Source organism: Bradyrhizobium sp. cir1, from assembly GCF_014198245.1.
Lineage (GTDB): Bacteria > Pseudomonadota > Alphaproteobacteria > Rhizobiales > Xanthobacteraceae > Bradyrhizobium.
Genome location: NZ_JACIHE010000010.1, coordinates 167914 through 192044, shown reverse-complemented (window position 1 = coordinate 192044; position 24131 = coordinate 167914). Strand labels below are relative to the sequence as shown.

Sequence of the window (24131 nt, the reverse complement as noted above, 5' to 3'; positions counted from 1 at the left end):
CCCAGCATTAGCCGGGCAGCCACGCATTTGGAATGCCGAACTACTCGTTATCCGCAGCCGGAGCAGCCGGCGCGGGAGCCGGTGGCGCGAGCGGAACCGGTGCTGCAGCGGGCGCACGCGCGGCCTTTGGCGCCGGCGGCTTCTTGGCGGCGGGCGCCGCAGGAGCTGCGGCCTGGGCCGAGGTCGCGGCCGGCGCGCGCGGCGCCGCAGGCGCTGCTGCGTTGGCGGCAGGCGCAGCCTGGCGCGTCGCCGCGGTGGGCGGCTCCGGATTCATGATGCTCACCGGAGGCGTCGACGAGGCGCTCGGGAACTCCGCATTGGTCGGCTTGCCCGTCGGCATCGAGGGCGGCAACCCCGCGAGCGCGGCAGTGGCAGGCGTTGCCGGCGCCGCTCCGGGCGCATTCCAGGTCGGCGCGTAGCGTGCGACCAGCGTGTCGTAGAGATGGGAATCCATGTTGGCTGCGACCTGCTGCTGATCGGTCAGCGAGCGAAAGGCGGCACAATCGAACTGGGTGCAGCCGTCGCGCGCGACCAGCACCTGCGCGACGAGGCCGTAGCGATCGCGCTCCAGCGACTTGCGCAGCACCTTCATGTCGAGCGTCAGGCTCTTCTCGGCGACCGCGGCATCGCCGAGCGCGGTGAGCCGGTCGATCCTGGCCGCGGTGTAGGCGACGGCCGCCGCCGCGGTGTCGGGTGCGCCGAACAGCGCCTTCTCGCAGCCCGCGGCCACGGCATCACCGGCGAGGCCATCGAGACAGGACAGCGCCGGCAGGCTCGCGGTGACCGCGGCCTGCGCGCGCGACTCGGTCGGCGCGTCCAGCCCCTCCGGTCCATAAACGCGCACCGTGGCAGCCCCCGCGATCGCGATGGACAGCAGCGTGATGACGGTCAGCGCGCCGTTGGCGACCGACCTCTCGGCGCGGAGCAACGTGACCAGAAGGATCAACCCGAAGAATCCAGCCGCGGCCAGCGTCATCCACATCGGAAGGGCCGGCGAGCGCCAGGTTTGGTCGAGCGAAGTGGCCCATGCCCAGTTCATGCGCGACGTCCCCTCACGCGAGCAAAGAGCGAATGGTCAAGCGAGCACCGCGAGTCGGCAACTGCCCCCGCTCCACCTTGTGAAGGCGAAGCGGGCCTTTTGACGGCGAGCGGAGCAGATTCGTCCGCAATAGCAATGGGCGCTGTCGGCGGCGCGTCAGGAGAGCGCCAGCTGACTTTCCTTGGCGACCCGTTCAAATGCCTCGGTCGAGCTCTTGATCCGGTACTGGCAGTCGTCGCCGTCCGTCGGCAGCAGGCGGATAACCTCATACGAGCCGCTGGCAGCGGGGCGCGCGATGTTGCTTGCCGTGAACAATACGCGCGTTCCAACGGGGAATTTGTGCTTCAACACCCTCTCCATTACTCAAACAACGCCTGCCTCGCCCATGGTCCCACTGCGATGGCCGGCCGGAAACCCGGGTGCTGTATAGCATGCATGCGGCGTTTTTGACCAGCCTCATCAAGCCCGGCGAACACACAAATTTTGAAGTCTTTTCAGGACGATACCGGGAACCGCGGCCCACTTTGATACCGCTGGAACCGAGCCCTAAGTGGTATGGGGCAGATGCCCTTGCGGACTTGCCTGGTCTACGGCCTTGGACAGCTCCTGGGCGAGGATCTGGCCGAGCCGGTCGACCATGATGTTGTAGCGTGCGGCGAGCTGGCGGACGGTGTCGTTGCCGAGCACGGCGCGGGGCCCACTCACATTCGCGGGTCACGCGTCCTCGAACTTCGCGATGACGAGCGTTTCGGCGATTCCCTCGCGGGTCCATTCCTGGAATGCGGGCAGCGCCATCATCGTCTCCATGTAAGCCTTCGTATCCGGCGCCACCTCGATCGCATAGGTGCGCAAGCGGTGCACGACCGGCGCGTACATGGCGTCCGCCGCGCCGAAGCGGCCGAACAGGAACGGTCCCTTCGACGGCCCCCTGGACCCATAGCGCGCGCGGCACTCGCGCCAGATCTCCTCGATGCGCGCGACGTTGGCCTTCGCATCGGCCGACAGCGCCACGGGACGGATCGGCCGGTGCAGGTTCATGCCGCATTCGCTGCGCAGCGGCACGAAGCCGGAATGCATCTCGGCGCAGACCGAGCGGGCATGGGCGCGGGCCGCGGCGTCGTCGGGCCACAGCTTCTTCTCCGGATAACGCTCGGCAATGTATTCGATGATGGCGAGCGAATCCCACACCGTAACGTCGCCGTCGACCAGCACGGGCACCTTGCCGGCGCGGCTGAAGGACAGGATCTGCTCCTTGTCGGCGGGATTGTCGGTGTAGAGCGGGATCAGGGTCTCCACGAACGGGATATCGTTCGCGCGCAGCGCGAGCCAGGGCCGCATCGACCATGACGAGTAGTTCTTGTTGCCGATCGCGAGCTTGAGCGTTGCCATGTCACCAGTCCTTCCCGAGACTCTTGAAGCGAGCTGCTTTTAACGCCATCGCCTGCCGCCAATCAATCGTTGCTGCGCCCGGCCATGCGTGGCAATCGTTGCGATCCCTAAAGCGCGATGAGATTTGGATGAATCGTCATCGCGCTTTAGGTTGTTGTTTGTGCATGATCTTCCCGGAAAACCGCTTCGCACTTTTCCGGATCATGCCTTAGGAGCAAGACATGAGCAGGCACTGGGTCGACATCACGGCGGTCGGCTTCTTCATCATCGAATGGCTGGCCTATGCCCTGACGCTGGAACACTCGGCCTATGGCCGTGACAGCCTGTCGGCGCGCATGAACCGCTATCGCGAGGTCTGGGTGCGCCGCCTGCTCAACCGCGAGACGCGCATGGTCGACATGCAGATCATGGCCTCGCTCCAGAACGGCACCGCCTTCTTCGCCTCCACCAGCCTGTTCGCGCTCGGCGGCGCGCTGGCGCTGCTGCACGCCACCAACGACGCGATCATGATTCTGAGCAAGCTGCCGATCGACCTCAGCACCTCACCGGCGATGTGGGAACTGAAATGCGTCGGCCTCGTGCTGATCTGCGTCTACGCTTTCTTCAAGTTCGCCTGGGCCTATCGCCTGTTCAACTATGTCGCGATCCTGTTCGGCGGCATGCCGCCCGCCTCGCAAGCCGACACGCCAGCGGCCGAAGCCCATGTCATCCGCACCTCGCGCCTGTTCGAATCCGCCGGCCGCCATTTCAACCGCGGCCAGCGCGCCTTCTTCTTCGCGCTCGGCTATCTCGGCTGGTTCGTCAGCCCCTGGCTGCTGTTCGTGACCACGGCCGCCGTGGTGATCGTGACCTGGCGGCGCCAGTTCGCGTCCAGCGCTTGGGCGGCGATGGCGCCGGAGGGGATTGCGGCGGGTGGCGAGGAGGCGCGGAAGCGCGGTCATTGATTGCCACTTCGTGTCCCGGACAAGCTGCAACGCGCGAAGCGTTGCGGCGCAGAACCGGGACCTAGAAGCCATCTCCCCTGAGCGAGATGGGCCCCGCACCGCTACTGGACGATGCTTCGCATCGCCAGGAAGTGCTGCGCTGCGAGCCTCGAAGATGAGTGGCCCGATGCAACTGGGCCGTTCATCCTTCGAGGCTTGCTCCACGGCGCAATCGCGCCGCAGAGCGCGCACCTCAGGATGACGGGGTAGATGGGAGTTCGCTGCTTCAACGTCGTCATTGCGAGCGCAGCGAAGCAATCCAGACTGCCGCCGCGGAGAGATTCTGGATTGCTTCGCTGCGCTCGCAATGACGGAGTATGAGGCAACAGCGCAAGTCTCTGAACGGCTCTCGTAGGATCGGTAGAGCGAAGCGAAACTCATCGCATTTTTGTCCACGCCGAAGCATGATGGGTTTCGCAAGTGCTCAACCCATCCTACGGCCCTTCGCTACCCCGGCTACGGGAATTAGCTGCCGAAATCCCGCGGCGAGAACGGCAGGTCCAACACCTTCCATTCCTCGTATTTGTCGGCCGGCAGCATCTTGTAGGGCTGGCAGGCCTGCAGCGCGCTCGTTGCTGATTTCACGATGGCAACACCCTTCGCGGATGGCGGGGCTTCGAGCAGGATCGGCGGGCGCGCCAGCGTGCCGTCGGTTGCGAACACCGTGCGCAGCTTGATGTGGACGTTGTCGGTCGGCCCGACCCCGGCCGGCAGCTTGGCACAGCTCTTCAAGTGGCGGCGCAGCGCGGCGATGACTTCGGCCGGCAGCTTGGCTGCAATTGAATCCTTGGCGTCACCGCCATCGTCCTTGGGGGCCTCTTTCGGCAGCTCGGTCGGCAATTCGGGCGGCAGCCCGAGCATGACGCCATACTTGACGGTGACGTCCGGCTCCGGCGCCTGATAGGCCGGCGGGGGCGCGGCCTGTGGCTGCTGCATCACCTGTGACGGCTGCGGCGCCGGCTGAGGCTGCGATTGGGGCAGTGGCTGCGGCGGCGGCAGTTGCGACGGCTGTGGCTGTTGGGCCTGCGGCTGCGCGGTGGCCTCACGTTGCTTCGACGCCTGCGAGGGTTGCGGCTGCGGCTGTTTCTGCTCCGGTTCGGGCGACGCCTTCTGCTGCGATGATTGCGACGCGGCCTGCAGCTTGGCCGCAGGCTTCGGCGCTGTTTCCGCCTTGTCCTTGTCGGCAAAATCCAGCTTCGGCAGCTTGAGGTCGGGGAGTGGCTCCGGCGGCTTCTCCTTCTCTTCCTTCTCTTCAGCTTTCTCTTGGGCCTTGGCCTCCTCCTGCTTCACCTGCTCCGGCGTGACGATGTCGACGGAAACGGTCTCGGGCGCCGTTGCGTGAAACGGACGGACCTCGCTGATCACGATGATCAGCGCCACCAGCGTCAGATGCGCGATCGCCGACGCTGCAATGTCCGTCCGTATGATCTTCCGCAGTTCCATCGACCGATCTTGGGTTGCCGTCGCGGTCCTAGCATACCCCAGTCTCCCCTCAATCCCATTTCGGTGCGAAACCGAAATCGGTCAGTCGGCCCTTGGGGCTGGCCAGCGCGGCGATCTGCGTCATCTCGTCGTCCGAGAGCTCGAAATCGAAAATATCGATGTTTTCCGACAGGCGTTCGACGCGCGAGGTGCGCGGGATCGCAGCGACATTCTGTTGCACCAGCCAGCGCAGGCAGACCTGCGCCGGCGTCTTGCGATGCGCGCGGCCGATAAGGCTGAGGATCTGGTCGGACTTGATGCGGCCCTTGGCGATGGGACTGTAGGCAACCAGTGCGAGGCCGTGCTGGTCGCAGGCCGCTCTCACCTTCGCCTGGTCGAGATAGGGATGGAATTCGACCTGGTTGCAGACCAGCGGCTCGCCCGACAGCGCGACCGCCTGCTCGATCAACGCCACGGTGAAGTTGGAGACCCCGATGTGGCGGGTGAGGCCCATGCGTTTCGCATGCGACAGCGCGCCAAGCGTCTCCGCCAGCGGCACGTGCGGATTGGGCCAGTGCAGCAGCAAGAGATCGACGGAGGGAAGCCGCAGGCGCGCGAGGCTCTCCTTGACCGAGCGCTCGAGATCGTGGGGCGCGAAATGGTTGGTCCAGACCTTCGTCGTGAGGAAGATGTCGTCGCGGCGCACGCCGGAGGAGCGCAAGCCGTCGCCGACCTCGCGTTCGTTGTCATAGACCTGGGCGGTGTCGATGTGGCGATAGCCGAGCCGCAGCGCCTGCTCGACCACGCGGGCGCAGGCGCGCCCTTCCAGTTCCCAGGTCCCGAGCCCGACCGCCGGGATCCTTGCGCCATTGGCCTCGACGAACAGCATGAGGAATCCTCTCTGCTACGCAGCCCCGGCCGACATTATGGACCTCGCCCGCGATGGTTGCCAACGGACGTCGGTGCCATCGGGACGGATCTTCAGGGCAATGCTAACAGGGGGTTCGCAGCCAGCCCTGACGTCAGACCTTGATGTCAGACCTTGGCGAGCGCCTGGAACACGGTCTCGGGCGCATGGGCGATCACCGCGAGCAGCGCGCGGGCCGGTCCGCGCGGCGCGCGCTTGCCCTGCTCCCAGTTGCGAATGGTCTCGACGGGAACGCCGAGCTTGGCGGCAAACTCCATCTGGGTCAGGCAGGCGCGTCGCCGCAGGTCGCGCACCGCGAGCGAAGAGGCCTCGCCTGATGCGGCATTGGCTGCCGGCTGGACCGGAAATTCCTGCCCGTCCCGCAACTCGACGATCCGCCCGTCCGCCTTCAGCCGCAACCGCATGACCATTCCCCCAAGCGGGCATGATGATGCGGCAGGTCGCTTAAGTTCGGATTAAAGATGATGGGGGCCGTCATTCCGGGGCGCGCGCGAGCGCGAGGCCGGAATCCATCGTGCACCGGAGCACGCCGACAAATGGATTCCGGGCTCGCGCCAAGTTGCGCGCCCCGGAATGACGAAGCGGGCCGCCTACTTCAACCCGAACCAGAGCGTCGCAATACCGAGGAAGGAGAAGAATCCGACGACATCCGTCACCGTCGTCACGAACGTCCCTGACGCCACCGCCGGGTCGGCCCTGACGCGTTCGAGTGCCATCGGGATCAGGATGCCGCCAAGCGCGCCGGCGACGAGGTTGCAGATGATGGCGAGCCCGATGACGATGCCGAGGCCCGGGATCTTGAACCAGGCTACCGCCGCGATGCCCGTGATCACGGCGAAGGCAAGGCCGTTGACGAGGCCGACCAGCGTCTCGCGCAACACCACGCGCCAGGCGTTGGAGGAACCGAGCTCGCGGGTGGCGAGCGCCCGCACCGCGACCGTCATGGTCTGGGTCGCGGCATTGCCGCCCTGGCTCGCCACGATCGGCGCCAGCACCGCGAGCGCCACCATCTTCTCGAGCTGGCCCTCGAACAGGCCAAGCACCGAGGACGCCAGGAAGGCGGTCGCGAGGTTCACCAGCAGCCAGTTGAAGCGGCCGCGGGCGATGGTGAGAAACGTATCCGACAGCTCTTCGTCGCTGGTGACGCCGCCGAGCGCCTTGAGGTCCTCGTCCGCCTCCTCCTCGATGACGTCGACGACGTCGTCGACGGTGATGACGCCGACCAGGCGGTCCTGGGTGTCGAGCACGGGGGCTGCGACAAGGTTGTACTTGCCGAACATGTGCGCCACCTCCTCCTGGTCCTCCAGGACGGAGACGCGGCGGCGGTCCTCGTCGGTCAATTCGGTGAGCGGCACCGGACGGCGGGCGCGCAACAGCACGTCGAGCGGGACTGCGCCCTGCCAGTGCTGGTCCTTGTCGACGACGTAGATCTCGTAGAAGCGGTCGGGCAGATCCGGCGTCTCGCGCATGTAGTCGATCGCCTGCCCGACCGTGAAATCCTGGGGCACGGCGATGAACTCGGTCTGCATTCGGCGGCCGGCGGAGTTTTCCGGATACAGCAAGCTGCGCTCGAGCGCGACGCGCTCCTGCAACGGCAGCTTCTCGAGGATCTCCTCCTGCTCGTCCTCGTCGAGGGTCTCCAGCAGCTCGACCGCGTCGTCGGATTCGAGCTCGCGGACGCCTTCGGCGACCGTCTCCGGCGGCAACTCCTCGAGGATCTCCTCGCGGACGGCCTCGTCGACCTCGTTCAACGCCGAGAAGTCGAAGTCGCGCCCGGTCAGCTCGACCAGGCGGACGCGGTCGTCGGGCTCGAGCGCTTCGATCAGGTCGCCGAGGTCGGCCTCGTGCAGCTCGGCAACGCAGGCGCGCAGCGCGGCGCTATCACCGGCCTCGATCGCGCGGGCAATTTCCTCGACAAATTCGTGACGAATTTCGCCGTCTTCATTGCGCATCGGCACGTGGTCGAGTACCGAATTCGCGGCGGATGGGGCACCGTCCATATGTTCATCCATGGTGCGCCTCGCCGTTTGACAGATTGGAACGAATGAGCTGAGCTGACGGTCAGGCAATACCCACAAGGCAACTCGGAGCGCAATGACAAAGATGCTGCGACTGAGGTGGACCTCGACCATGGCGGGCGCGCTCGTCGCGGCTGTCATCGGCATCGCCCCGACGGATGCCGCCGAGTGCACGCGCAAGGACGCGCTCGGCACCTCGCGCATCCTCAGCGTCGACGCCAAGACCTATCCGCGCGTGGGCGTGAAGAGCTTTCCGCAGACGCTGCCGCTGGCCGATCGCGAGGTCGTGCTGACCTTCGACGACGGGCCGAACCCGCCGATGACGTCGAAGGTGCTGGCGGCGCTGGCGCAGGAGTGCGTGCGCGCGACCTTCTTCCTGATCGGCCTGCACGCCTCGCAGCATCCCGACATGGTCAAGCGCATCGCCCGCGAAGGCCACACCGTCGGCCATCACAGCTTCTCGCATCCGTTCATGGCGCGAATCCCGTTCGAGAAGGCCACGGCCGACATCGACCGGGGCATCGCCGCAGACGAAATGGCGCTGCACGGAACCTCGACGACGCCCCCCTCGACGCCGTTCTTCCGCTTTCCCTATTTCGAGTCGACACCAGCGCAGCTCGACCTGCTCCAGTCGCGCGGCATCGTTGTGTTCGGGGCCGATTTATGGGCCAGCGACTGGGAGGAGATGACGCCGGAGCAGCAATTGAAGCTCGTCACCGAGCGCCTCGCCGCGAGCGGCAAGGGTATCATCCTCTTCCACGACAACAAGGCGCGCACGGCCGCAATGATGCCGGCCTTTCTGCGGTATCTGAGGGAGAACCGCTATCGGGTGGTCCACATCGTACCGGCGGGCACATTGCAGAAGAACGCCGATGCGCGCTGATGCCGGAATGTCACGGCGGCGCAAAATGGGTTGATTTTGGCCCTATTAACACTCTGTTCATGCTACGGAAGGCAAAGATGGGGGGCATGGCGCCTGAACCGTTTCCAGGCGTCTCCGACCTACTATGGCGGCAATCGCGTATGAGGGCAGACGGGATTCATGATCGGAAGTAGCGTTGTGGTTCGGACGCGATCGTGGCTGGTCCTCTGTCTGGGTTTGCTGACCGTCGGCGCGCAGGCAGCCCATGCGGCCGACTGCCCCGGCCACCCGGACGCGCTCGGCACGTCCCGCACCCTCGTGGTCGATCCGCGCGAGCATCCGCGCATCGGCACCATGCAGTACCGCGAGACGCTGCCGCTTAGGGATCACGAGGTCGTCCTGACCTTCGACGACGGTCCCTTGCCGAAATATTCCAACCAGGTCCTCAAGATGCTCGACGACGAGTGCATCAAGGCGACCTTCTTCATCATCGGCCAGCAGGCCAAGGCGAACCCGGAAGGCGTGCGCAAGCTGGTGGCGGCGGGACACACCGTCGGCACCCACAGCATGAGCCATCCGCTGACGTTCGATCGGATGCCGGTCGAGAAATATGAGCCCGAGATCAACGGCGGCATCGAGTGGACCTCGGCCGCGATGACCGATCCGTCCAAGCTCGCGCCGTTCTTCCGCATTCCCGGCCTGATGCGCGCCGAGGGCGTCGAGAACCACTTGATCTCGCGCGGCATCCAGGTCTGGAGCGCCGACTTCCCGGCCGACGACTGGCGGCACGTGTCGTCCGATCGCGTCTATCAGTTCGCGATCCAGCGGCTGGAGGCCAAGGGCAAGGGCATCCTGCTGCTGCACGACATCCAGGCCCGCACCGTGGCGGCGCTGCCGAAGATCATCCGCGACCTCAAGGCACGCGGCTATCGCATCGTGCATGTGGTGCCGGCGACCGCGGACCGGCCGGCAACGCCGACCACGCCGGTCGAATGGCTGCTGCATCCGCCGACCGAGACGACACCGATCGCGCGCTGGCCGGCCGTTCCGAATTTCGTGTTCACCGAGACCCGGACACTGCCGGCGCCCGTGCTGGCCGACCTCAATGCGCAGACCGAGCACCAGCCGCTGCTGCCGCGCCGGACCAAGGGGCAGGTCGATATCGCATCGACCCTGCCGGTGCCCGGCCGCGATCTGTTCGCGATTCCGGAAGGCTCGGTCGAGGTGCTGCTGTCCACGACCTTGTCGCGCCGCGCCGCGACGCGGCTCGCGATGGCGGCGGAGACGCCCCGCGCCGGCAAGGGCAAGGCCGCAAATGCCAAGGCTGGCAAGACGCACGCTCCCCGGACCGCCCATGCGGCGCCGGCCGCCCCCAGGCATGCCGCGCAAGCCAAGAGCACGGCGCCCCGCCCGACCAGCGTGAAGAAGCGCGCTTGAGCTTCTATTGCCGCATGATCGCGGCGACGCAGAGCAGCACGATCAGCGCCAGGAAGAACAGGTCCATATAGGACTTGAGCTCGCCGTCGCGGCGCAACCGTGCGACGTCGGCAACGACCTGCTTGCGCGCATTGGTTCCGCCCGAGCCGTCATTTATCGGGGCCTGAAGACGCTTGGTCTCGGCCTCCAGCTTCTCGATCTTCTGGAAGAAGTAGAACGCACGCAGCGTCGAGGCGGCGCGCATGCCGGCATAAACCAGCACCAGGATCGCGAGGATCGCCCGATTCGGATACTTCTCCATGAAGTTCAGGCTGAAATAGACCACCGCCAGGAACGCGAAGTTGGTGACGAAGCGGTAGACGAAGCTGAGAAAGACCATGCTGGCTTGAGCCTTGAGGGTGCGCAACGGAAGCGTGTTGCGAATACGGGATCAGGGGAGCCAGACCAGAACTGCCGGCAGGATCCCTGCAGGCGCCCGTCTAGGCCAATATTGTTTCAACAAAGATACCACGGCCCTGCAACTGCCGCCTTTTAGCCACGCCGCGCCATAATGCAAGGCGCGCCTGCCGGACGCGGTCGGTCCCGCAACGGCTCAATGGCGATTTGGCGGAAGTCGCGTTAGACTGGGCAGCGCCGCCATATCTGGGGTCTGCCGATGCCGAAGAAGGGAATCACGGGCCACGACGAATGGGTTCTGACCGAGGCCCTCGCGACCGCGCTGGTCGCGCTGGAGCAGCTGGCGCCGAAGCACCAGCCGTGCGCGCACATGGACGACATCCGCAAGATGCTCGCGAACGGCAAGGAGCCGGCAGCGGTGAGCCTCCACCTCGCCCAGGCCAAATGCCGCCTGTTTCCGGATTTGGATCCGCTGGAGATCTACAAGGAATACGGCATCGGCGAGGAATACGGCTGAGCGGGGCAGCATCAGGCCGTATTCGTCACGACATCAACGGGTTGCCGATATCCGGCAAGACCGCGGCATGGCGACCGCCAACGCGTTGCAGGCCGCAGGTGACCGGCCGAAGAGAATCCCGACCTATCGCGCCGCAGGCGCCGGAGCGGCGTCGACAAAGCCGACGACGGACTTGAAGCGGCCGTCAATGAAGGCGAAGTCGGTGCCTTCGATGTAGAGCGGAGCATCCGCAGTGGCGCCCGCAACCCTGGAGAAGCGCACATAGTCATGATGCGCTTCAATACCGCTCGCCAGATTGAGCCGGTGTTGGCTGCCTTTCAGGCTGGCCGGCTCGAGCGCTCCTGCCGCCCTGCCAGGATGAAGATCGGCACCGATGCAAGCTGAATGAGGATCGAGAATGCGACCAGCCCGGCTCGCGAATTGTCATAGAGCAGGCCGGCCACGATGCTGCCGACGAGCCACCCGACGCCATAGCCCGCATAGTACAGCCCGAACGCGAAATTGCGCTTTCCCTCCGGCAGCACTTCGGCGACGATCGCCTTGAGCAGCGTGTCCTGGATCGCGTAGCCGACACCCCAGAGCAGCATGCCGGCCAGCACGAGCCAGAAGCCGCCGAGAAACACGAACGGCGAGAACGCGGCTGAGACGCACACCGCAGCGATCACGACCGGAAGCCCGACGCGATCGTAGGCCTTGCCGAAGGCAAGGCTCGCCAGCACACCGAAGCCGGTCGAGATCGCCAGCAGCACGGCAATCCATTGCTCGGATGCGATCCTGGCCTTCGACAGATGAAAGGAGATCAGCTCGAAGCTCATCAGCCCGGCGGCGAACAGCGCGCCGGCCAGCATATACAGCCAGTAAGCCTTGCCGAAGTCCCGCGCCGGTGCGGTGCGGCCGTGCGCGAGTCGTGACGGCAGCGGAAAGTTCACCCGGGCAACCACCAGCGCGACAAGCGCCGCCGCGGCCGGGATCGTCAGAACGGCATATCCGGTCCGGAAGTCCCCCTTCAGCAGGAGCACCAGCGCGATGATGAGCGGCCCCAAGGTCGCGCCGATCTCGTCGAGCGCGGTGTTCAGCGCGTACACCCATCCCTTGCCGAGCTCGCCCGTGGTGTAGGACAGCATGGCCTCGACCGTAGGCTTGCGCAGCGCCCGCCCGATCCGCTCGGCGAGGACGAGAGCAGCCGCGACCTGCCAGCTTCCGGCGAGCGCCATGGCTGGCACGGCGAAGAGATTGATGACATAGCCTGCGAACGTGATCAGCCAGTAGCGGCCGGTCCTGTCCGCCGCGTAGCCGGCGGGCAGACGCAAGGCGTAGCCGAGAAATTCGCCGAGCCCGGCCGTCACGCTGACAATGGCCGCGCTTGCGCCGAGCGAGGCCATGAAAGGCCCGTTGATGCTGGCGCCGCCTTCGTAGGTGATGTCACCGAACAAGTTGACGATGCCGGTCGTCATCACGAATTGAAACGCGGGCGAAGAGGCCGATCCAGCCATCGAACAGCCTCCTTGCGGCCCGCGACCGCACCATAGCCGGCGGCCGGTTTTGCTGTATCGTCAGCCAACCTCGCAGGATCGACCGGGTTCCTGCTTTACGGTTTCATGGCCCTGTTCGACGACGCGTGACGCATGGATATCTCCTCTAAAACTGCGACCGTCCCCGCCCACCGCGGCTCGCCGCTGGAGGTGCTCCGCATCTTCCTCAAGCTCGGGCTGACCTGCTTCGGCGGTCCGATCGCCCACATCGGCTACTTCCGCGACGAGTTCGTCGTGCGGCGAAAATGGATCGACGAGCACGCCTATGCCGACCTCGTCGGCCTGTGCCAATTCCTGCCGGGCCCCGCCAGCAGCCAGGTCGGCTTCTCGATCGGACTGATGCGCGCCGGTTATCCGGGCGCGCTCGCCGCATGGGCCGGCTTCACCCTGCCGTCGGCCGTGGTCCTCGTCCTCTTCGCCTACGGCGCCGGCGCGCTGAACGGGCCGATCGGCGGCGGCCTGCTGCACGGACTGAAACTGACCGCGGTCGCCATCGTGGCGCAGGCAGTGTGGGGCATGGCGCGCAACCTCTGTCCCGACCGCGAGCGCGCGTCGATCGCGGTGGTGGCGGCGCTGATCATCCTCTTCAGCACGGCGTCGATCGCCCAGATCGGCGCGATCGTCCTCGGCGGCATCGCTGGCTTGTGGCTGTGCCGCAGCCAGGCACCGGCGCCATCCGGACACGTCGAGATTCCGGTGTCGCGAACCGTGGGCCTGATCACGCTCGGGATGTTCTTTCTTCTGCTGGTGGGGCTTCCGGCGCTGCGGGGGCTGACGGGATCGACGGGCGTCGCCTTGTTCGACGCGTTCTATCGCTCCGGCGCACTGGTCTTCGGCGGCGGCCACGTCGTGCTTCCCCTCCTCCGCGAAGCCTTCGTCGCGCCGGGATGGCTGAGCGATGACGCCTTCCTCGCCGGCTACGGTGCTGCTCAGGCGGTGCCCGGTCCACTCTTCACCTTCGCGGCCTATCTCGGCACGGTGGTCGCTCCGGAGCCGCACGGGCTCACCGGGGCCGCACTCGGCCTCGCCGGCATCTTCCTGCCTGGGATCCTGATCCTGCTCGGCGTCCTGCCCTTCTGGGATTCGTTCCGGAAGCGGGACGGCGCCCAGGCCATGATGCGGGGTGTCAACGCCGCGGTGGTCGGCGTGCTCGGCGCTGCATTGTACGATCCGGTATGGACGACGACCGTGCACTCGCCGAGAGATTTCGGCATCGCGCTTGTCGGCTTCGTCCTCCTGGTGGCATGGCGCGCTCCTCCGCTCCTCGTCGTCGCCTTCAGCGCCGCCGCCGGCGTCGCGACGGCGCTGATTTGACCGTCAGGCACGCAAGAAAACCCCGCACCGCTACACGTGCGCGAGCGAGCCGTGAGTTCAATCAAGGGAGGTAAGCAAAGCAGCATTTCAGCTGCGGGTACCAACAACGGAGGAGATCGCGAAAACGCTTTTTGCGTCAACGATTTATCGTAATTGGTGCGCTCGGAGGGACTCGAACCCCCACGGTGTTACCCACTGCCACCTCAAGGCAGCGCGTCTACCAGTTCCGCCACGAGCGCTAGGAGATGCCGGCCTGAGGCTTGAAGGCTGGCCGGATCAGCGGCCGCCGATCTAACAAATCCATCAGGGGGATACAAGCCTGCAAAGACCCTGAATTCCACAAGCTTGGCAGGAAATTCTCACGCGCCCGGATCGGCCCGATCGGGTGTCCGGACCGCTACCGCTTGTCCGGGCTGCTTTCGCGTGCCCCCGGCCCTACCGGGTCCCCGGCGAGCGCGGCAGCATCTGCTTGACCTCGACCGCGATCCGGTTGCGATCGACCAGCACGACGCCGGAGGCGACCGGCAGATTATTGGCGAGCACCTTGACCTCGTCGGCCTCGGTTGCGTCCAGCTCGATGATGGCGCCGCGGGAAAGACGTAATACTTGATGGATCGGCATCGTGGTCGTCCCGAGGACGACCATGAGATCCACGGTGACTTTATCGAGAGTGGGCACTGTCAGGACCGCCGCAACTTGGGACTTACGCCAAAGGACTTGGCATTTGCTCCCGAGATCATCATCACGTTATGGTTAGCCAATGGTTAATTCGCCCCAAAACCCCCGCCAAAACCCACGTCAAGACCTCGATTTGACGTCGTTTTCCGCCTCGGGCGGCGAGCCCGTCGGGTGGCGAATCTCGGACGCTCCGGTGCCCTATCCGGAGGCGGTGGCCGCCATGGAGGCGCGCGTCGCGGCGATCGCCGCGGGCGAGGCGCCGGAGCTGGTCTGGCTGCTCGAGCATCCCCCGCTCTACACCTCCGGCACCTCCGGCAAGGAATCAGACCTGCTCGATGCCCGATTCCCGACCTTTGCCAGCGGGCGCGGCGGCCAGCTCACCTATCACGGGCCCGGCCAGCGGGTGGCCTACATCATGCTCGACCTCAAGCGCCGCCGGCCGGACGTGCGGGCCTATGTCGCGAGCCTCGAGGAATTGATCCTGCGCACGCTCGCCGCCTTCAACGTCCGCGGCGAGCGGCGCGAGGACCGGGTGGGCGTCTGGGTAAAACGGCCCGACAAGGGGCCTGAGCACGAGGACAAGATCGCCGCAATCGGCGTCCGGCTGAAGCGCTGGGTGTCGTTCCACGGCATCGCCATCAATGTCGAGCCGGAGCTGTCGCATTTTGCCGGCATCGTGCCCTGCGGCGTCGTCGATCCCCGTTACGGCGTCACCTCGCTGGTCGATCTCGGCCAGCTCGTGACCATGGCCGACGTCGACATCGCGCTGCGCCAGGCATTCGAGCAGCTGTTCGGACCGACCCGCGCGCTGCTGCCTGAAGCCGCCGTCTAATACTTTTTCTGCTTGAGCTGACCACGCCGCTCTCCGCCCGTCGCGGAATCAGCTACGCTCCATTCCTGGTGCCGCCCACGCCTCCCCCCTCCGCCGGGAAAGCAGACCTCATGCCGGGCGAGTTGACCACCGGCCGACTGTTCGAGCGCCAGGCATAAGGAGGGGTTGCGATCCATGCTCGCAATGGGAGGTTTTGACGATGAGATTATCCGCGCCCATCTACCATCTGAAGCGCAAGGCGAAGCGCCTGTCCCGCGAAGCCAGCATTCCGCTCCACGACGCGCTTGACCGCATCGCTGCGACGGAAGGGTTTCCAGCCTGGAGCATGCTCGCGGCGAAAGCAGCCGCACTGACGCCGGCGAGCAAGCTATTCCCGCAATTCCGGCCGGGCGATCTGGTGCTGGTCGGGGCGCGTCCCGGCCAGGGCAAGACGCTGATGAGCCTCGAACTTGCCGTGGAGGCCATGAAGTCGGGCCATCGCGCCGCGTTCTTCTCGCTGGAATATACCGAGCGAGATGTGCTGGACCGCCTCCGCACGATCGGCGTGGAGCCGGCGCAGTTCGACAAATTGTTCGAGGTCGATTGCTCCGACACCATCAGCGCCGATTATGTCGTCAAGCAGATGGCCGCTTCTCCCCGCGGCACATTCGTGGTGATCGACTATCTGCAACTGCTCGACCAGCGGCGGGAAAACCCCGACCTCACCGTTCAGGTCCGCGCGCTGAAATCCTTCGCGCGCGACAAGGGGCTGATCGTCGTCTTCATCTCGCAGATCGATCGATCCTACGATCCCGCGGTCAAGTCCTGCCCCGACCTCGGCGATGTCCGCTTGCCGAACCCGCTGGACCTGATGCTGTTCGACAAGACGTGCTTCATCAACAACGCCGAAGTTCAGTTCCGCGCGGCGAGCTGATGGCTTCAGGCCGCGGGTGAGATCGTTCGCCCGCGGCCCGCAACGTCATGCCGCCTTCAGCGCAACCTCGAGCTTGCCGGCGATGTAGCGCCGCTCCTGGGTCAGACCGCCAAAGCCGTAGGCATCGCCCCTGACCTCGTCGACATGCAAATAGGTCTCGGGATGCAGCGGGCCGAGGATCTCGGCCATGCGCTTGAACATGGCGGCGAGATAGGCTGCCTTCTCGTCCTTGGTGTTGGTGCCCTCGGTGACGTGAATGTCGATCCAGTAGCTTGCGAGCGTCTGCTCGGCGAGCGACTTGCCGCCGGCGAACCAGTCGGCGGCATCGACCGCCTTCACGATGATGGCGGTGACCTCCGGGTCCTTGTGCAGAATCCTTGCGGTGAGCTCGGACACGGCATTCGCGATGTCGGCCTTCAGCGACGGCGACTGGCGCGAAGAGCTGTAGGACACGGTGATCAGGGGCATGGTCGTTCTCCTCGATAAGCCGCGCAACTTGCGCGGCGTTGGGGAGAAACTAGACCTCGCGCCGTCATTTTTGTATCTTATCTATATTGATACCAGTGATAACGATTTATAATGACAGCCACACTCGACATCGCCACCGTCCAGGCATTCCTTCTGGTCGCCGACCTCCAGAGCTTTACGCGTGCCGCCGAAGCCCTCGGCACGACGCAGGCCGCGGTTAGCCTGAAGCTGCAGCGGCTGGAGACATTGCTGGGAAAACGCCTCGTCGAACGTTCGCCGCGCGCGGTCCGGCTCACCGCCGACGGCGCCAGCTTCCTCGATCGCGCCCGCGCGCTGATGGAGGCGCATGATCGTGCGCTGTCGGGCGAAGCTTCAGCCGCGCAATCGCTCTCGCTCGGCATCTCCGATCACGCGGCGGGCCCCGAACTGGTGCCGCTGCTCGAACGGCTGCACGCGATGTCGTCAAACCTCACCCTCGCCGTCACCATCGGCTTCTCGCGCGAGATGCAGGATGCTTACGACGCGGGCGAACTGGACGCCGTGATTGTCCGCCAGGAAGGCAGCCGCCGCGGCGGCGAGAAACTGGCCGAAGACGAGTTTTGCTGGTTCGCGTCGCGACGCTTCACCCTGCCAAAGGGCAAGCCGCTGCCGCTCGCGACACTCGCCCCGCCCTGCGGCGTCCGCGCCGTCGCCGTGCGCGCGCTCGGCAAGGCCGGCCTCGCCTGGCGCGAGCGCTTTGTCGGCGGCGGTGTCACGGCGGTGGTCGCCGCCGCGCTGGCCGGGCTTGCGATCGCACCGCTGGCGCGCAGGATCGCGCCGCCAGGGCTGGTCGACATCGGTCCTGCGCACAAGCTGCCGAAACTCGGCAGCTCGAAGGTGATGCTGCATTCGAAGGTCAGCGATCCCGCAAAGCTGGCCGCGCTACGCGCGGTGGCGGCGACGTTCCGGGGTCTAGCGTGATTGGGGATCACCTGGCCCCAGCGGCCCCCGTGCATACCGTCCACGGCATTTGCCTAAAAAGTTCCCAGGGGGCCGGAACCAAACGGCAAGCCCGGGCGTTTGCTCCCGTCGAGGCGGGGTCATGGTGAAAAAGTTCGGTCAGCAGAGAGACTTGTTCGAAAGCGAGCGCAGTTTCCGGCTGCTGGTCGAAGGAGTTGCCGACTACGCCCTCTACATGCTCGATCCCAGCGGTACCATCACCAGCTGGAACATCGGCGGCGAGCGCATCAAGGGCTACGCGCCCGAGGAAATCCTCGGCCAGCATTTCTCCCGCTTCTACACCGAGGCCGACCGCGCCAGCGGCAAACCCGCGCGAGCGCTCCGCATCGCGCGAGAAAAGGGCCGCTACGAAGAGGAAGGCTGGCGCGTTCGCAAGGACGGGACGTTCCTCTGGGCGAGCGTGGTGATCGATCCGATCTTTGAGAATGGCACGTTGGTCGGCTTCGCCAAGATCACGCGCGACATCACCGAACGCCGCAATGCCCAGCTCAAGCTCGAGGCGATGCAGAAGCAGCTCGCCGAATCCCACAAGTTCGATGCGCTCGGCCAGCTCACCGGCGGCGTCGCCCACGACTTCAACAACCTCCTGATGATCATCAGCGGCAGCCTCCATGTCCTGAAGAAGGGGTCCATCGACGACGCCAGGCTTCAGCGCGCGATCTCCGCGATCGAGACGGCGACCAAGCGCGGCGCCGCGCTGACCAATCAGCTCCTCACCTTCGCGCGGCGACAGAGCGTCAACCCGCAGGTGATCGATCTCGCCGAACGCATCTCGGCGATCCGCGCGGTGCTCGACGCCGGCGTCGGCAGCTCCGTGCGCCTCACCTTCGAGATCGCCCCCAAGATCTGGCCGGTCAGAACCGACGCCTCGGAGCTCGAGACTGCGCTGCTCAATCTCGTCATCAACGCCCGCGATGCGATGCCCGACGGCGGCACGGTGACGATCAACGCCCGCAACGTGGTGCTGGACGAGCCCCCGCTCGCCGGCGAGTTCGTGGCGATCAACATCGCCGACACCGGGCTCGGCATTCCCGCCGACGTCGTCGACAAGATCTTCGAGCCGTTCTTCACCACCAAGCCGATCGGCAAGGGCACCGGTCTCGGCCTCTCCCAGGTGCACGGCTTCGCCCATCAGGCCGGCGGCACAGTGAAGGTCGCAAGCGAGCTCGGCAAGGGCACGACTTTCACCATCCTGCTGCCGCGCGGCACGGATGCCCCAGCGCGGGACACCGCGGAGGCGATGCCGTTCCGCGGCAGCGGAACGGTGCTGCTGGTCGAGGACAATCCCGAGGTCGCGCTCGTCAGCATCGGCCTTCTGGAGCAGCTCGGTTACCACGTGCACCGGGTCGCCGACGCCGAAGCGGCATTGCGCGAGATCGAGACCAACGGCGTCGACTTCGTATTCTCGGACATCGTAATGCCAGGCAAGATGGACGGCCTCACCCTCGCCCATCGTCTGCGTCAGATCCGCCCCGGCCTGCCGATCCTGCTCGCCACCGGCTACAGCGAAGTCGCCGCCGACGTGCGCGGCGACTTCCCGATCCTGCGCAAGCCGTATGAGATCCACGAGCTCAGCGAAGCCATCGCGAAATTGCCGCGGTGATGTTTCTCTTCGCCTCTCCCCGCAAGCGGGGCGAGGGAGCAGACCTACACCGTCGGCAACACCGAGAATGCTTCACCTGCCCTGCGCAGATTCAACTCATCCACGCTTGCGGTCTCGCTGGTGACGCTGTCGACGCGCGAGGACGGCGGGCCGTGGCGGCACAACGCAACCATGTCGGCGACGTGGTTCGGCGCCCCCGCGAACAGCGCTTCCACGCTGCCGTCGCGGCGGTTGCGTACCCAGCCTTCGAGGCCGCTCGTGGTGGCCTGAAATTCGACCCAGGCGCGATAGCCGACGCCCTGGACGCGGCCGCGGATCATGACCTGGAGGATCGCCCGGCTCATGTCTTCAGCCCGAGGACATCGGCGCTGCGCGCCTTCGTTTCGGCATCGCGCATGACGCGGCCCGTCAGTTCCGCAGAGGCCAGGCCCTTGAGCGCTTTCGGCGACGCGCCTTCGCGCAGCGCCTTCAGCGTCTCGTAGACGGCCTGCGTCGCCGCCGCGATCGGCGCATGGCCCTGGAGCGCGATGCGCACGCGCTGGGCGGCGAGATAGTCGAGCGCGTTCAGTTCCTCCGGCGCGCCGCCGAGCACGATCGGCAGGCGCGTCGCAGCTGCAATCGCCTCGAGTTCGGCGCGCGACTTGATGCCGGTGAAGAACAGCGCATCGACGCCGGTGGCCTCATAGGCCTTGGCACGGCGGACCGCGTCCTCGATCGAGGTGATCGAGGCAGCTCCGGTGCGGCCCATGATGACCAGCGACGGATCGCTGCGGCCGCTGAGCGCAGCCTTCATCTTGCCGGCGCCCTCTTCCAGCGAGGTCAGCTGCGTCTTTGATTCACCGAACGTGGCCGGCAACAATGTATCCTCGATGGTAAGGCCGGCTGCGCCCGCTGTCTCCAGCTCCTGCACCGTGCGGCGCACGTTGAGCGCATTGCCGTAGCCGTGATCGGCATCGACCAGCACGGGCAGTGTGGAAGCACGCGACATCCGCCGCATCTGCTCGCAAAGCTCGGTGAGCGTGATCAGGGTGATATCGGGGTCGCCGAGCACGGCGAGCGAAGCCACCGAGCCGCCGAACATGCCGAGGGGAAAGCCGAGATCCTCGGCGATCCGGATCGAGATCGCGTCATAGACCGAGCCGGGATGGACGCAAGTCCCGCCCGACAGGATGGAGCGCAGTTTCTCGCGGCGGGATCGAAAGGCCATGGTTGCCCTCCCAATTGTTGCGACGCAGCCGCAACATACTCCGTCATTGCGAGTGCAGCGAAGCAATCCAGAGTCTTTCCGCAGAGGCAGTCTGGATTGCTTCGCTGCGCTCGCAATGACGGGGTTCGTGGGGCCCGGCGAGGGCCCCACTCACATCTTTTATCTTACGCAAACTCCAAAATCAGCGCGTCCACCGCCAGCGTCGCGCCGGCACTGGCGTGAATCTTCTTCACGGTGCCGTCCTGCTCCGCGCGGAGGACGTTCTGCATCTTCATCGCTTCAACCACGGCAAGCGTCTCGCCGGCCTTGACCTCCTGCCCCTCGCTCACCGCGATCGAGACGACGAGGCCCGGCATCGGACAGAGCAGCTTCTTGCCGGTGTCGGAGGCCGCGGTCACCGGCATCAGCCGGGCAGAGGTCGCTTCCGTCTCGGTCCAGACATAGACCGGCACCTCGACGCCCTGATGCGCGAGACGGATGCCGTTGGCAATCGGCCGCGCCTGCACCGCGACGAAGTGGCCGTCGATGGTGCCCTGCCAGACCGAATCGCCCGGCTTCCACGACGACTGCAACAGATGCGCATTGCCGGCCTTGCCCTCGGCATCGACGAAGCGGATCGCGATCGCCTCACCCTCACGGCCGACCTCGAGCGAAATCTCCTGGCGGTCGAGCCAGACCGCGCGGCGGCGTTCGCGCTGCACGACACGGCCGCCCAGCTGGCCCGAGATCTGCCGCTTGCGCTCCCCGAGCACGTGATCGATGGCGGCGCCGACCGCGGCGATCCGCCGGGCGACCTCGCCTTCCGGCACGCGCACCGCAAAACCCTTGGGGAATTCCTCGGCGATGAAGCCGGTCGAAAGCCTTCCCTCGCGCCAGCGCGGATGATGCATCAGCGCCGACAGGAACGGGATGTTGTGGCGGATGCCGTCGACATAGAACGAATCCAGCGCGGTGGACTGGGCTTCGATCGCGGCTGCACGCGACGGCGCATGGGTGACGAGCTTGGCGATCATCGGATCGTAATGGATCGAGATCTCGCCGCCCTCCTGCACGCCGGTGTCGTTGCGGATGGTGATGCCGTCCTGGCTGGCTTCCGCCGGCGGGCGGTATTTCACGAGACGCCCGATCGAGGGCAGGAAGTTGCGGAACGGATCTTCCGCATAGAGGCGCGATTCCACGGCCCAACCGGTGAGCGTGACGTCCTTCTGCGCAATGCCGAGCTTCTCGCCGGCAGCAACGCGGATCATCTGCTCGACGAGGTCGACGCCGGTGACGAGCTCGGTGACGGGATGCTCGACCTGGAGACGCGTGTTCATCTCGAGGAAGTAGAAGCTCTTGTCCTGGCCTGCGACGAACTCGACGGTGCCGGCGGAATCATAGTTCACGGCTTTCGCCAGCGCGACCGCCTGCTCGCCCATCTTGCGGCGGGTGGCTTCATCGAGCAGCGGCGACGGCGCCTCCTCGATGACCTTCTGGTTGCGGCGCTGTATCGAGCATTCGCGCTCGCCGAGATAGATCACGTTGCCATGCTTGTCGCCCAGCACCTGAATCTCGATGTGGCGGGGATCGACGATGAACTTCTCGACGAAGACGCGGTCGTCGCCGAACGAGGCCTTGGCCTCGGCCTTGGCAAGGTTGAAACCTTCGGCGACCTCGGCCTTCGAATGCGCGATGCGCATGCCCTTGCCGCCACCGCCGGCGGAGGCCTTGATCATCACGGGGTAGCCGATCTCGTCGGCGATGCGGACGGCGTGCTTGTCGTCCTCGATGACGCCGAGATAGCCCGGCACGGTCGAGACCTTGGCCTTGGCCGCGGCCTTCTTCGACTCGATCTTGTCGCCCATCGCCGCGATCGCGCCCGGGTTGGGACCGATGAAGACCAGGCCGGCCGCCTCCAGCGCGCGCGGAAACGCCTCGCGCTCGGACAGGAAGCCGTAGCCGGGATGCACGGCCTCGGCGCCCGTCTTGCGGCAGGCCTCGACGATCTTCTCGATCACCAGATAGCTCTCGGCCGCGGCCGGCGGGCCGATCAGCACCGCCTCATCGGCCATCTCGACATGGAGGGCATCGCGGTCGGCTTCCGAATACACCGCAACCGTCTGGATTCCCATCTTGCGGGCAGTCTTGATGACCCGGCAGGCGATTTCGCCGCGATTGGCGATCAGAATGCGTTTGAACATGCTTTTCTTGAGTCTCGACCTTGGGCGGGACCCTTCCCCGGCCGCTGGGGCCTATGGGACGGGCCGTGTGGCTCCCGTGGTACAGCAAAATGGGCCGGAGGCAACGGTCTAAATCCGGGCCTTCTGGCGTACCAGCGCAAGACCGAAACAGGCGTGAGGAGCCCCTTGGGCGGCCTATGCCTTCCCCGCCTTGGTCATATCCTTGGCCACGTCCCGGACCAGGCCGTGAATGAAGCCCAGCTTGCCGACCACCGCCGGCGACAGGATGAAGGGATAGAGGTCGCGCATTCCCATGGCCCGGTTGACGCTGTTCATGGCGAAGGTGAAGGGCAGCCATGCGTCGATGAGCGCCTGGACGTCCCTTGCCTCGTAGGGGTTGAAACGGATGCGCGCCGTCAACTCCCCGTCGCGATCCACCTTGGGGCGCACCTCCATGCCGAATTCAGAGGCCATCTCCAGGGTGTCGACGATGTGGAGATAGTGCGCCCAGGTCTCGGCGAAGTCTTCCCAGGGATGCATCGTGGCGTAGGCCGAGACGTAATTCTGCTGCCAGTCAGCCGGGGCGCCTTCGGCATAATGGCGCTGCAGGGCCTGGCCGTAATCGGCCGTATCGTCGCCGAAGACCGCGCGGCATTGGCCGAGCTTGCCGCCGCCCTGAACCAGCACGTCCCAGAAATAATGCCCGACCTCGTGGCGGAAATGCCCGAGCAGCGTCCGGTAAGGCTCGCCCATCTCCAGCCGGCGCCGCTCGCGCTCGATGTCGTTGGCCTCGGTCAGTGCGATCGTGATCAGGCCGTTGTCATGGCCGGTCATGATCCTCGTGCCGCTGTTCGGATCGTCGGCGAGGAAGTTGAAGATCAGGCCGCGCTCGGCATTGTCCCGCCGGTTCTGCAGCGGCAGCTTCCAGCGGATCAGGGAATAGAACAGCCGGTGTTTTGCCACCTCCAGCTCGCGCCAGCCGGCGAGCTGCGCGGGGTCCGACAGGTCCGGCACCATCCCGTTGTGGCGACAGGCGCGGCAATAGCCGTTGGTATCGCCGGTGTCCGTCAGCCAGTTGCAGGCGTCGTACTCGGCATTGCGGCACAGCATGCGTCCCCTGCCCTTGTCGGCAAGCGTTGCCCAAGCCCCGGCTTGAGCCTCCCCGTCCGGCTCGAGCGCCGACATCGTCTCCTTCTCCGGGAGGAAAGCGACGCGGTGACCGCAACGTTCGCAGGCGCGGTTCTCGAAATAGAGGACGTTGCCACAGGACTGACAGACAAAGAGCTTCAAGATTTAGCCTCTTCGAAAAGGGAGTTTTATGAATGAGAGTTGTGGCGCCTCGCGAAGACGCCCCCGCAGGCGCATCGTTCCAATATCAGGAACAAATTGCCAGACCGCGCGTTGGCTGACCGCACTTTCCCGCGTTCTGGCTGGC

25 protein-coding genes and 1 tRNA gene are annotated in these 24131 nt (G+C 65.8%); 9 read left to right on the top strand and 17 right to left on the bottom strand.

From position 1 onward, the window contains the following. Nucleotides 1-40: 40 nt before the first annotated feature. The 4 genes from GGD63_RS21565 to GGD63_RS21550 all read right to left on the bottom strand — a co-directional run bounded on the left by GGD63_RS21565 (nucleotide 41) and on the right by GGD63_RS21550 (nucleotide 2428). A complete protein-coding gene (locus GGD63_RS21565; RefSeq protein ID WP_183245164.1) occupies nucleotides 41-1039 on the bottom strand; it encodes a hypothetical protein in 999 nt (332 codons plus the stop codon). Nucleotides 1040-1195: 156 nt separating this feature from the next. Further along, the gene (locus GGD63_RS21560) at nucleotides 1196-1399 is read right to left on the bottom strand and encodes a hypothetical protein (RefSeq protein WP_183245163.1); all 204 of its coding nucleotides are present in this window, start codon (nucleotides 1397-1399) and stop codon (nucleotides 1196-1198) included. A gap of 186 nt (nucleotides 1400-1585) precedes the next feature. After that, a complete protein-coding gene (locus GGD63_RS21555; RefSeq protein WP_183245236.1) occupies nucleotides 1586-1744 on the bottom strand; it encodes a hypothetical protein in 159 nt (52 codons plus the stop codon). A gap of 9 nt (nucleotides 1745-1753) precedes the next feature. After that, nucleotides 1754-2428 carry a glutathione S-transferase family protein gene (locus tag GGD63_RS21550; RefSeq protein ID WP_183245162.1) on the bottom strand — a complete coding sequence of 225 codons (675 nt, stop codon included), beginning with the start codon at nucleotides 2426-2428 and terminating at the stop codon, nucleotides 1754-1756. A gap of 221 nt (nucleotides 2429-2649) precedes the next feature. Between GGD63_RS21550 and GGD63_RS21545 the strand changes: the two genes are divergently transcribed. Then, nucleotides 2650-3372 (top strand): DUF599 domain-containing protein, encoded by a 723-nt coding sequence (locus GGD63_RS21545; protein ID WP_183245161.1) that lies wholly within the window; start codon nucleotides 2650-2652, stop codon nucleotides 3370-3372. Between the two features lie 504 nt (nucleotides 3373-3876). Here GGD63_RS21545 and GGD63_RS21540 read toward each other — a convergent pair. The 4 genes from GGD63_RS21540 to mgtE form a co-directional block, all read right to left on the bottom strand. Next, nucleotides 3877-4854, bottom strand: coding sequence for a hypothetical protein (locus GGD63_RS21540; protein WP_183245160.1), 978 nt, complete (start codon nucleotides 4852-4854; stop codon nucleotides 3877-3879). 49 nt (nucleotides 4855-4903) lie between these two features. Continuing rightward, entirely contained in the window at nucleotides 4904-5722 is an 819-nt protein-coding gene (locus tag GGD63_RS21535) for an aldo/keto reductase (RefSeq protein WP_183245159.1), read from the bottom strand. Between the two features lie 146 nt (nucleotides 5723-5868). Beyond that, the gene (locus GGD63_RS21530) at nucleotides 5869-6171 is read right to left on the bottom strand and encodes a DNA-binding transcriptional regulator (RefSeq protein ID WP_183245158.1); all 303 of its coding nucleotides are present in this window, start codon (nucleotides 6169-6171) and stop codon (nucleotides 5869-5871) included. A 180-nt stretch (nucleotides 6172-6351) separates the two neighbouring features. Beyond that, on the bottom strand, nucleotides 6352-7773 hold the full coding sequence (gene mgtE / locus GGD63_RS21525) for a magnesium transporter (protein WP_183245157.1): 1422 nt from the start codon (nucleotides 7771-7773) through the stop codon (nucleotides 6352-6354). Nucleotides 7774-7855: 82 nt separating this feature from the next. Here mgtE and GGD63_RS21520 point away from each other — a divergent pair, with 82 nt between their 5' ends. Next, on the top strand, nucleotides 7856-8662 hold the full coding sequence (locus GGD63_RS21520; protein WP_183245156.1) for a polysaccharide deacetylase family protein: 807 nt from the start codon (nucleotides 7856-7858) through the stop codon (nucleotides 8660-8662). Nucleotides 8663-8821: 159 nt separating this feature from the next. Then, nucleotides 8822-10078, top strand: coding sequence for a polysaccharide deacetylase family protein (locus tag GGD63_RS21515; protein WP_183245155.1), 1257 nt, complete (start codon nucleotides 8822-8824; stop codon nucleotides 10076-10078). A gap of 4 nt (nucleotides 10079-10082) precedes the next feature. Here GGD63_RS21515 and GGD63_RS21510 read toward each other — a convergent pair whose 3' ends face one another. Further along, nucleotides 10083-10457: a hypothetical protein gene (locus GGD63_RS21510; protein ID WP_183245154.1), complete on the bottom strand. Its 375-nt coding sequence runs from the start codon at nucleotides 10455-10457 to the stop codon at nucleotides 10083-10085. 276 nt (nucleotides 10458-10733) lie between these two features. Here GGD63_RS21510 and GGD63_RS21505 point away from each other — a divergent pair, with 276 nt between their 5' ends. Continuing rightward, a complete protein-coding gene (locus tag GGD63_RS21505) occupies nucleotides 10734-10991 on the top strand; it encodes a hypothetical protein (protein ID WP_183245153.1) in 258 nt (85 codons plus the stop codon). Between the two features lie 317 nt (nucleotides 10992-11308). Here GGD63_RS21505 and GGD63_RS21500 read toward each other — a convergent pair whose 3' ends face one another. Beyond that, nucleotides 11309-12484 carry an MFS transporter gene (locus GGD63_RS21500; protein WP_246785581.1) on the bottom strand — a complete coding sequence of 392 codons (1176 nt, stop codon included), beginning with the start codon at nucleotides 12482-12484 and terminating at the stop codon, nucleotides 11309-11311. Between the two features lie 132 nt (nucleotides 12485-12616). Between GGD63_RS21500 and chrA the strand changes: the two genes are divergently transcribed. Then, entirely contained in the window at nucleotides 12617-13837 is a 1221-nt protein-coding gene (chrA, locus tag GGD63_RS21495; protein WP_183245152.1) for a chromate efflux transporter, read from the top strand. 154 nt (nucleotides 13838-13991) lie between these two features. On the opposite strand, the gene GGD63_RS21490 is transcribed toward chrA, so the two are convergent. After that, a tRNA-Leu gene (locus GGD63_RS21490) sits at nucleotides 13992-14076 on the bottom strand. Between the two features lie 196 nt (nucleotides 14077-14272). After that, nucleotides 14273-14515, bottom strand: a complete 243-nt coding sequence (locus GGD63_RS21485; protein ID WP_018647371.1) for a FliM/FliN family flagellar motor switch protein — start codon at nucleotides 14513-14515, stop codon at nucleotides 14273-14275. 82 nt (nucleotides 14516-14597) lie between these two features. Here GGD63_RS21485 and lipB point away from each other — a divergent pair, with 82 nt between their 5' ends. Together lipB and GGD63_RS21475 are read left to right on the top strand one after the other, a co-directional pair. Further along, on the top strand, nucleotides 14598-15347 hold the full coding sequence (gene lipB, locus GGD63_RS21480) for a lipoyl(octanoyl) transferase LipB (RefSeq protein WP_183245151.1): 750 nt from the start codon (nucleotides 14598-14600) through the stop codon (nucleotides 15345-15347). A 199-nt stretch (nucleotides 15348-15546) separates the two neighbouring features. Further along, nucleotides 15547-16260, top strand: coding sequence for a DNA helicase (locus GGD63_RS21475; RefSeq protein WP_183245150.1), 714 nt, complete (start codon nucleotides 15547-15549; stop codon nucleotides 16258-16260). A gap of 45 nt (nucleotides 16261-16305) precedes the next feature. On the opposite strand, the gene GGD63_RS21470 is transcribed toward GGD63_RS21475, so the two are convergent. Continuing rightward, entirely contained in the window at nucleotides 16306-16728 is a 423-nt protein-coding gene (locus GGD63_RS21470; protein WP_183245149.1) for a 4-oxalocrotonate tautomerase family protein, read from the bottom strand. Between the two features lie 111 nt (nucleotides 16729-16839). On the opposite strand from GGD63_RS21470, the gene GGD63_RS21465 reads away from it, so the two are divergent. Together GGD63_RS21465 and GGD63_RS21460 are read left to right on the top strand one after the other, a co-directional pair. Next, nucleotides 16840-17688: a LysR substrate-binding domain-containing protein gene (locus tag GGD63_RS21465; RefSeq protein ID WP_183245148.1), complete on the top strand. Its 849-nt coding sequence runs from the start codon at nucleotides 16840-16842 to the stop codon at nucleotides 17686-17688. A 121-nt stretch (nucleotides 17689-17809) separates the two neighbouring features. Further along, nucleotides 17810-19330: a PAS domain-containing sensor histidine kinase gene (locus GGD63_RS21460; RefSeq protein WP_183245147.1), complete on the top strand. Its 1521-nt coding sequence runs from the start codon at nucleotides 17810-17812 to the stop codon at nucleotides 19328-19330. Between the two features lie 44 nt (nucleotides 19331-19374). Here GGD63_RS21460 and GGD63_RS21455 read toward each other — a convergent pair whose 3' ends face one another. The 4 genes from GGD63_RS21455 to GGD63_RS21440 all read right to left on the bottom strand — a co-directional run bounded on the left by GGD63_RS21455 (nucleotide 19375) and on the right by GGD63_RS21440 (nucleotide 23986). Further along, a complete protein-coding gene (locus tag GGD63_RS21455) occupies nucleotides 19375-19674 on the bottom strand; it encodes an acylphosphatase (RefSeq protein WP_183245146.1) in 300 nt (99 codons plus the stop codon). Beyond that, on the bottom strand, nucleotides 19671-20537 hold the full coding sequence (locus tag GGD63_RS21450) for an oxaloacetate decarboxylase (protein WP_183245145.1): 867 nt from the start codon (nucleotides 20535-20537) through the stop codon (nucleotides 19671-19673). The genes GGD63_RS21455 and GGD63_RS21450 overlap by 4 nt, the downstream gene beginning before the upstream one ends. Nucleotides 20538-20701: 164 nt before the next feature. Then, nucleotides 20702-22717: an acetyl/propionyl/methylcrotonyl-CoA carboxylase subunit alpha gene (locus GGD63_RS21445; protein WP_183245144.1), complete on the bottom strand. Its 2016-nt coding sequence runs from the start codon at nucleotides 22715-22717 to the stop codon at nucleotides 20702-20704. 174 nt (nucleotides 22718-22891) lie between these two features. After that, nucleotides 22892-23986 (bottom strand): putative zinc-binding metallopeptidase, encoded by a 1095-nt coding sequence (locus GGD63_RS21440; protein ID WP_183245143.1) that lies wholly within the window; start codon nucleotides 23984-23986, stop codon nucleotides 22892-22894. Nucleotides 23987-24131 lie beyond the last annotated feature (145 nt).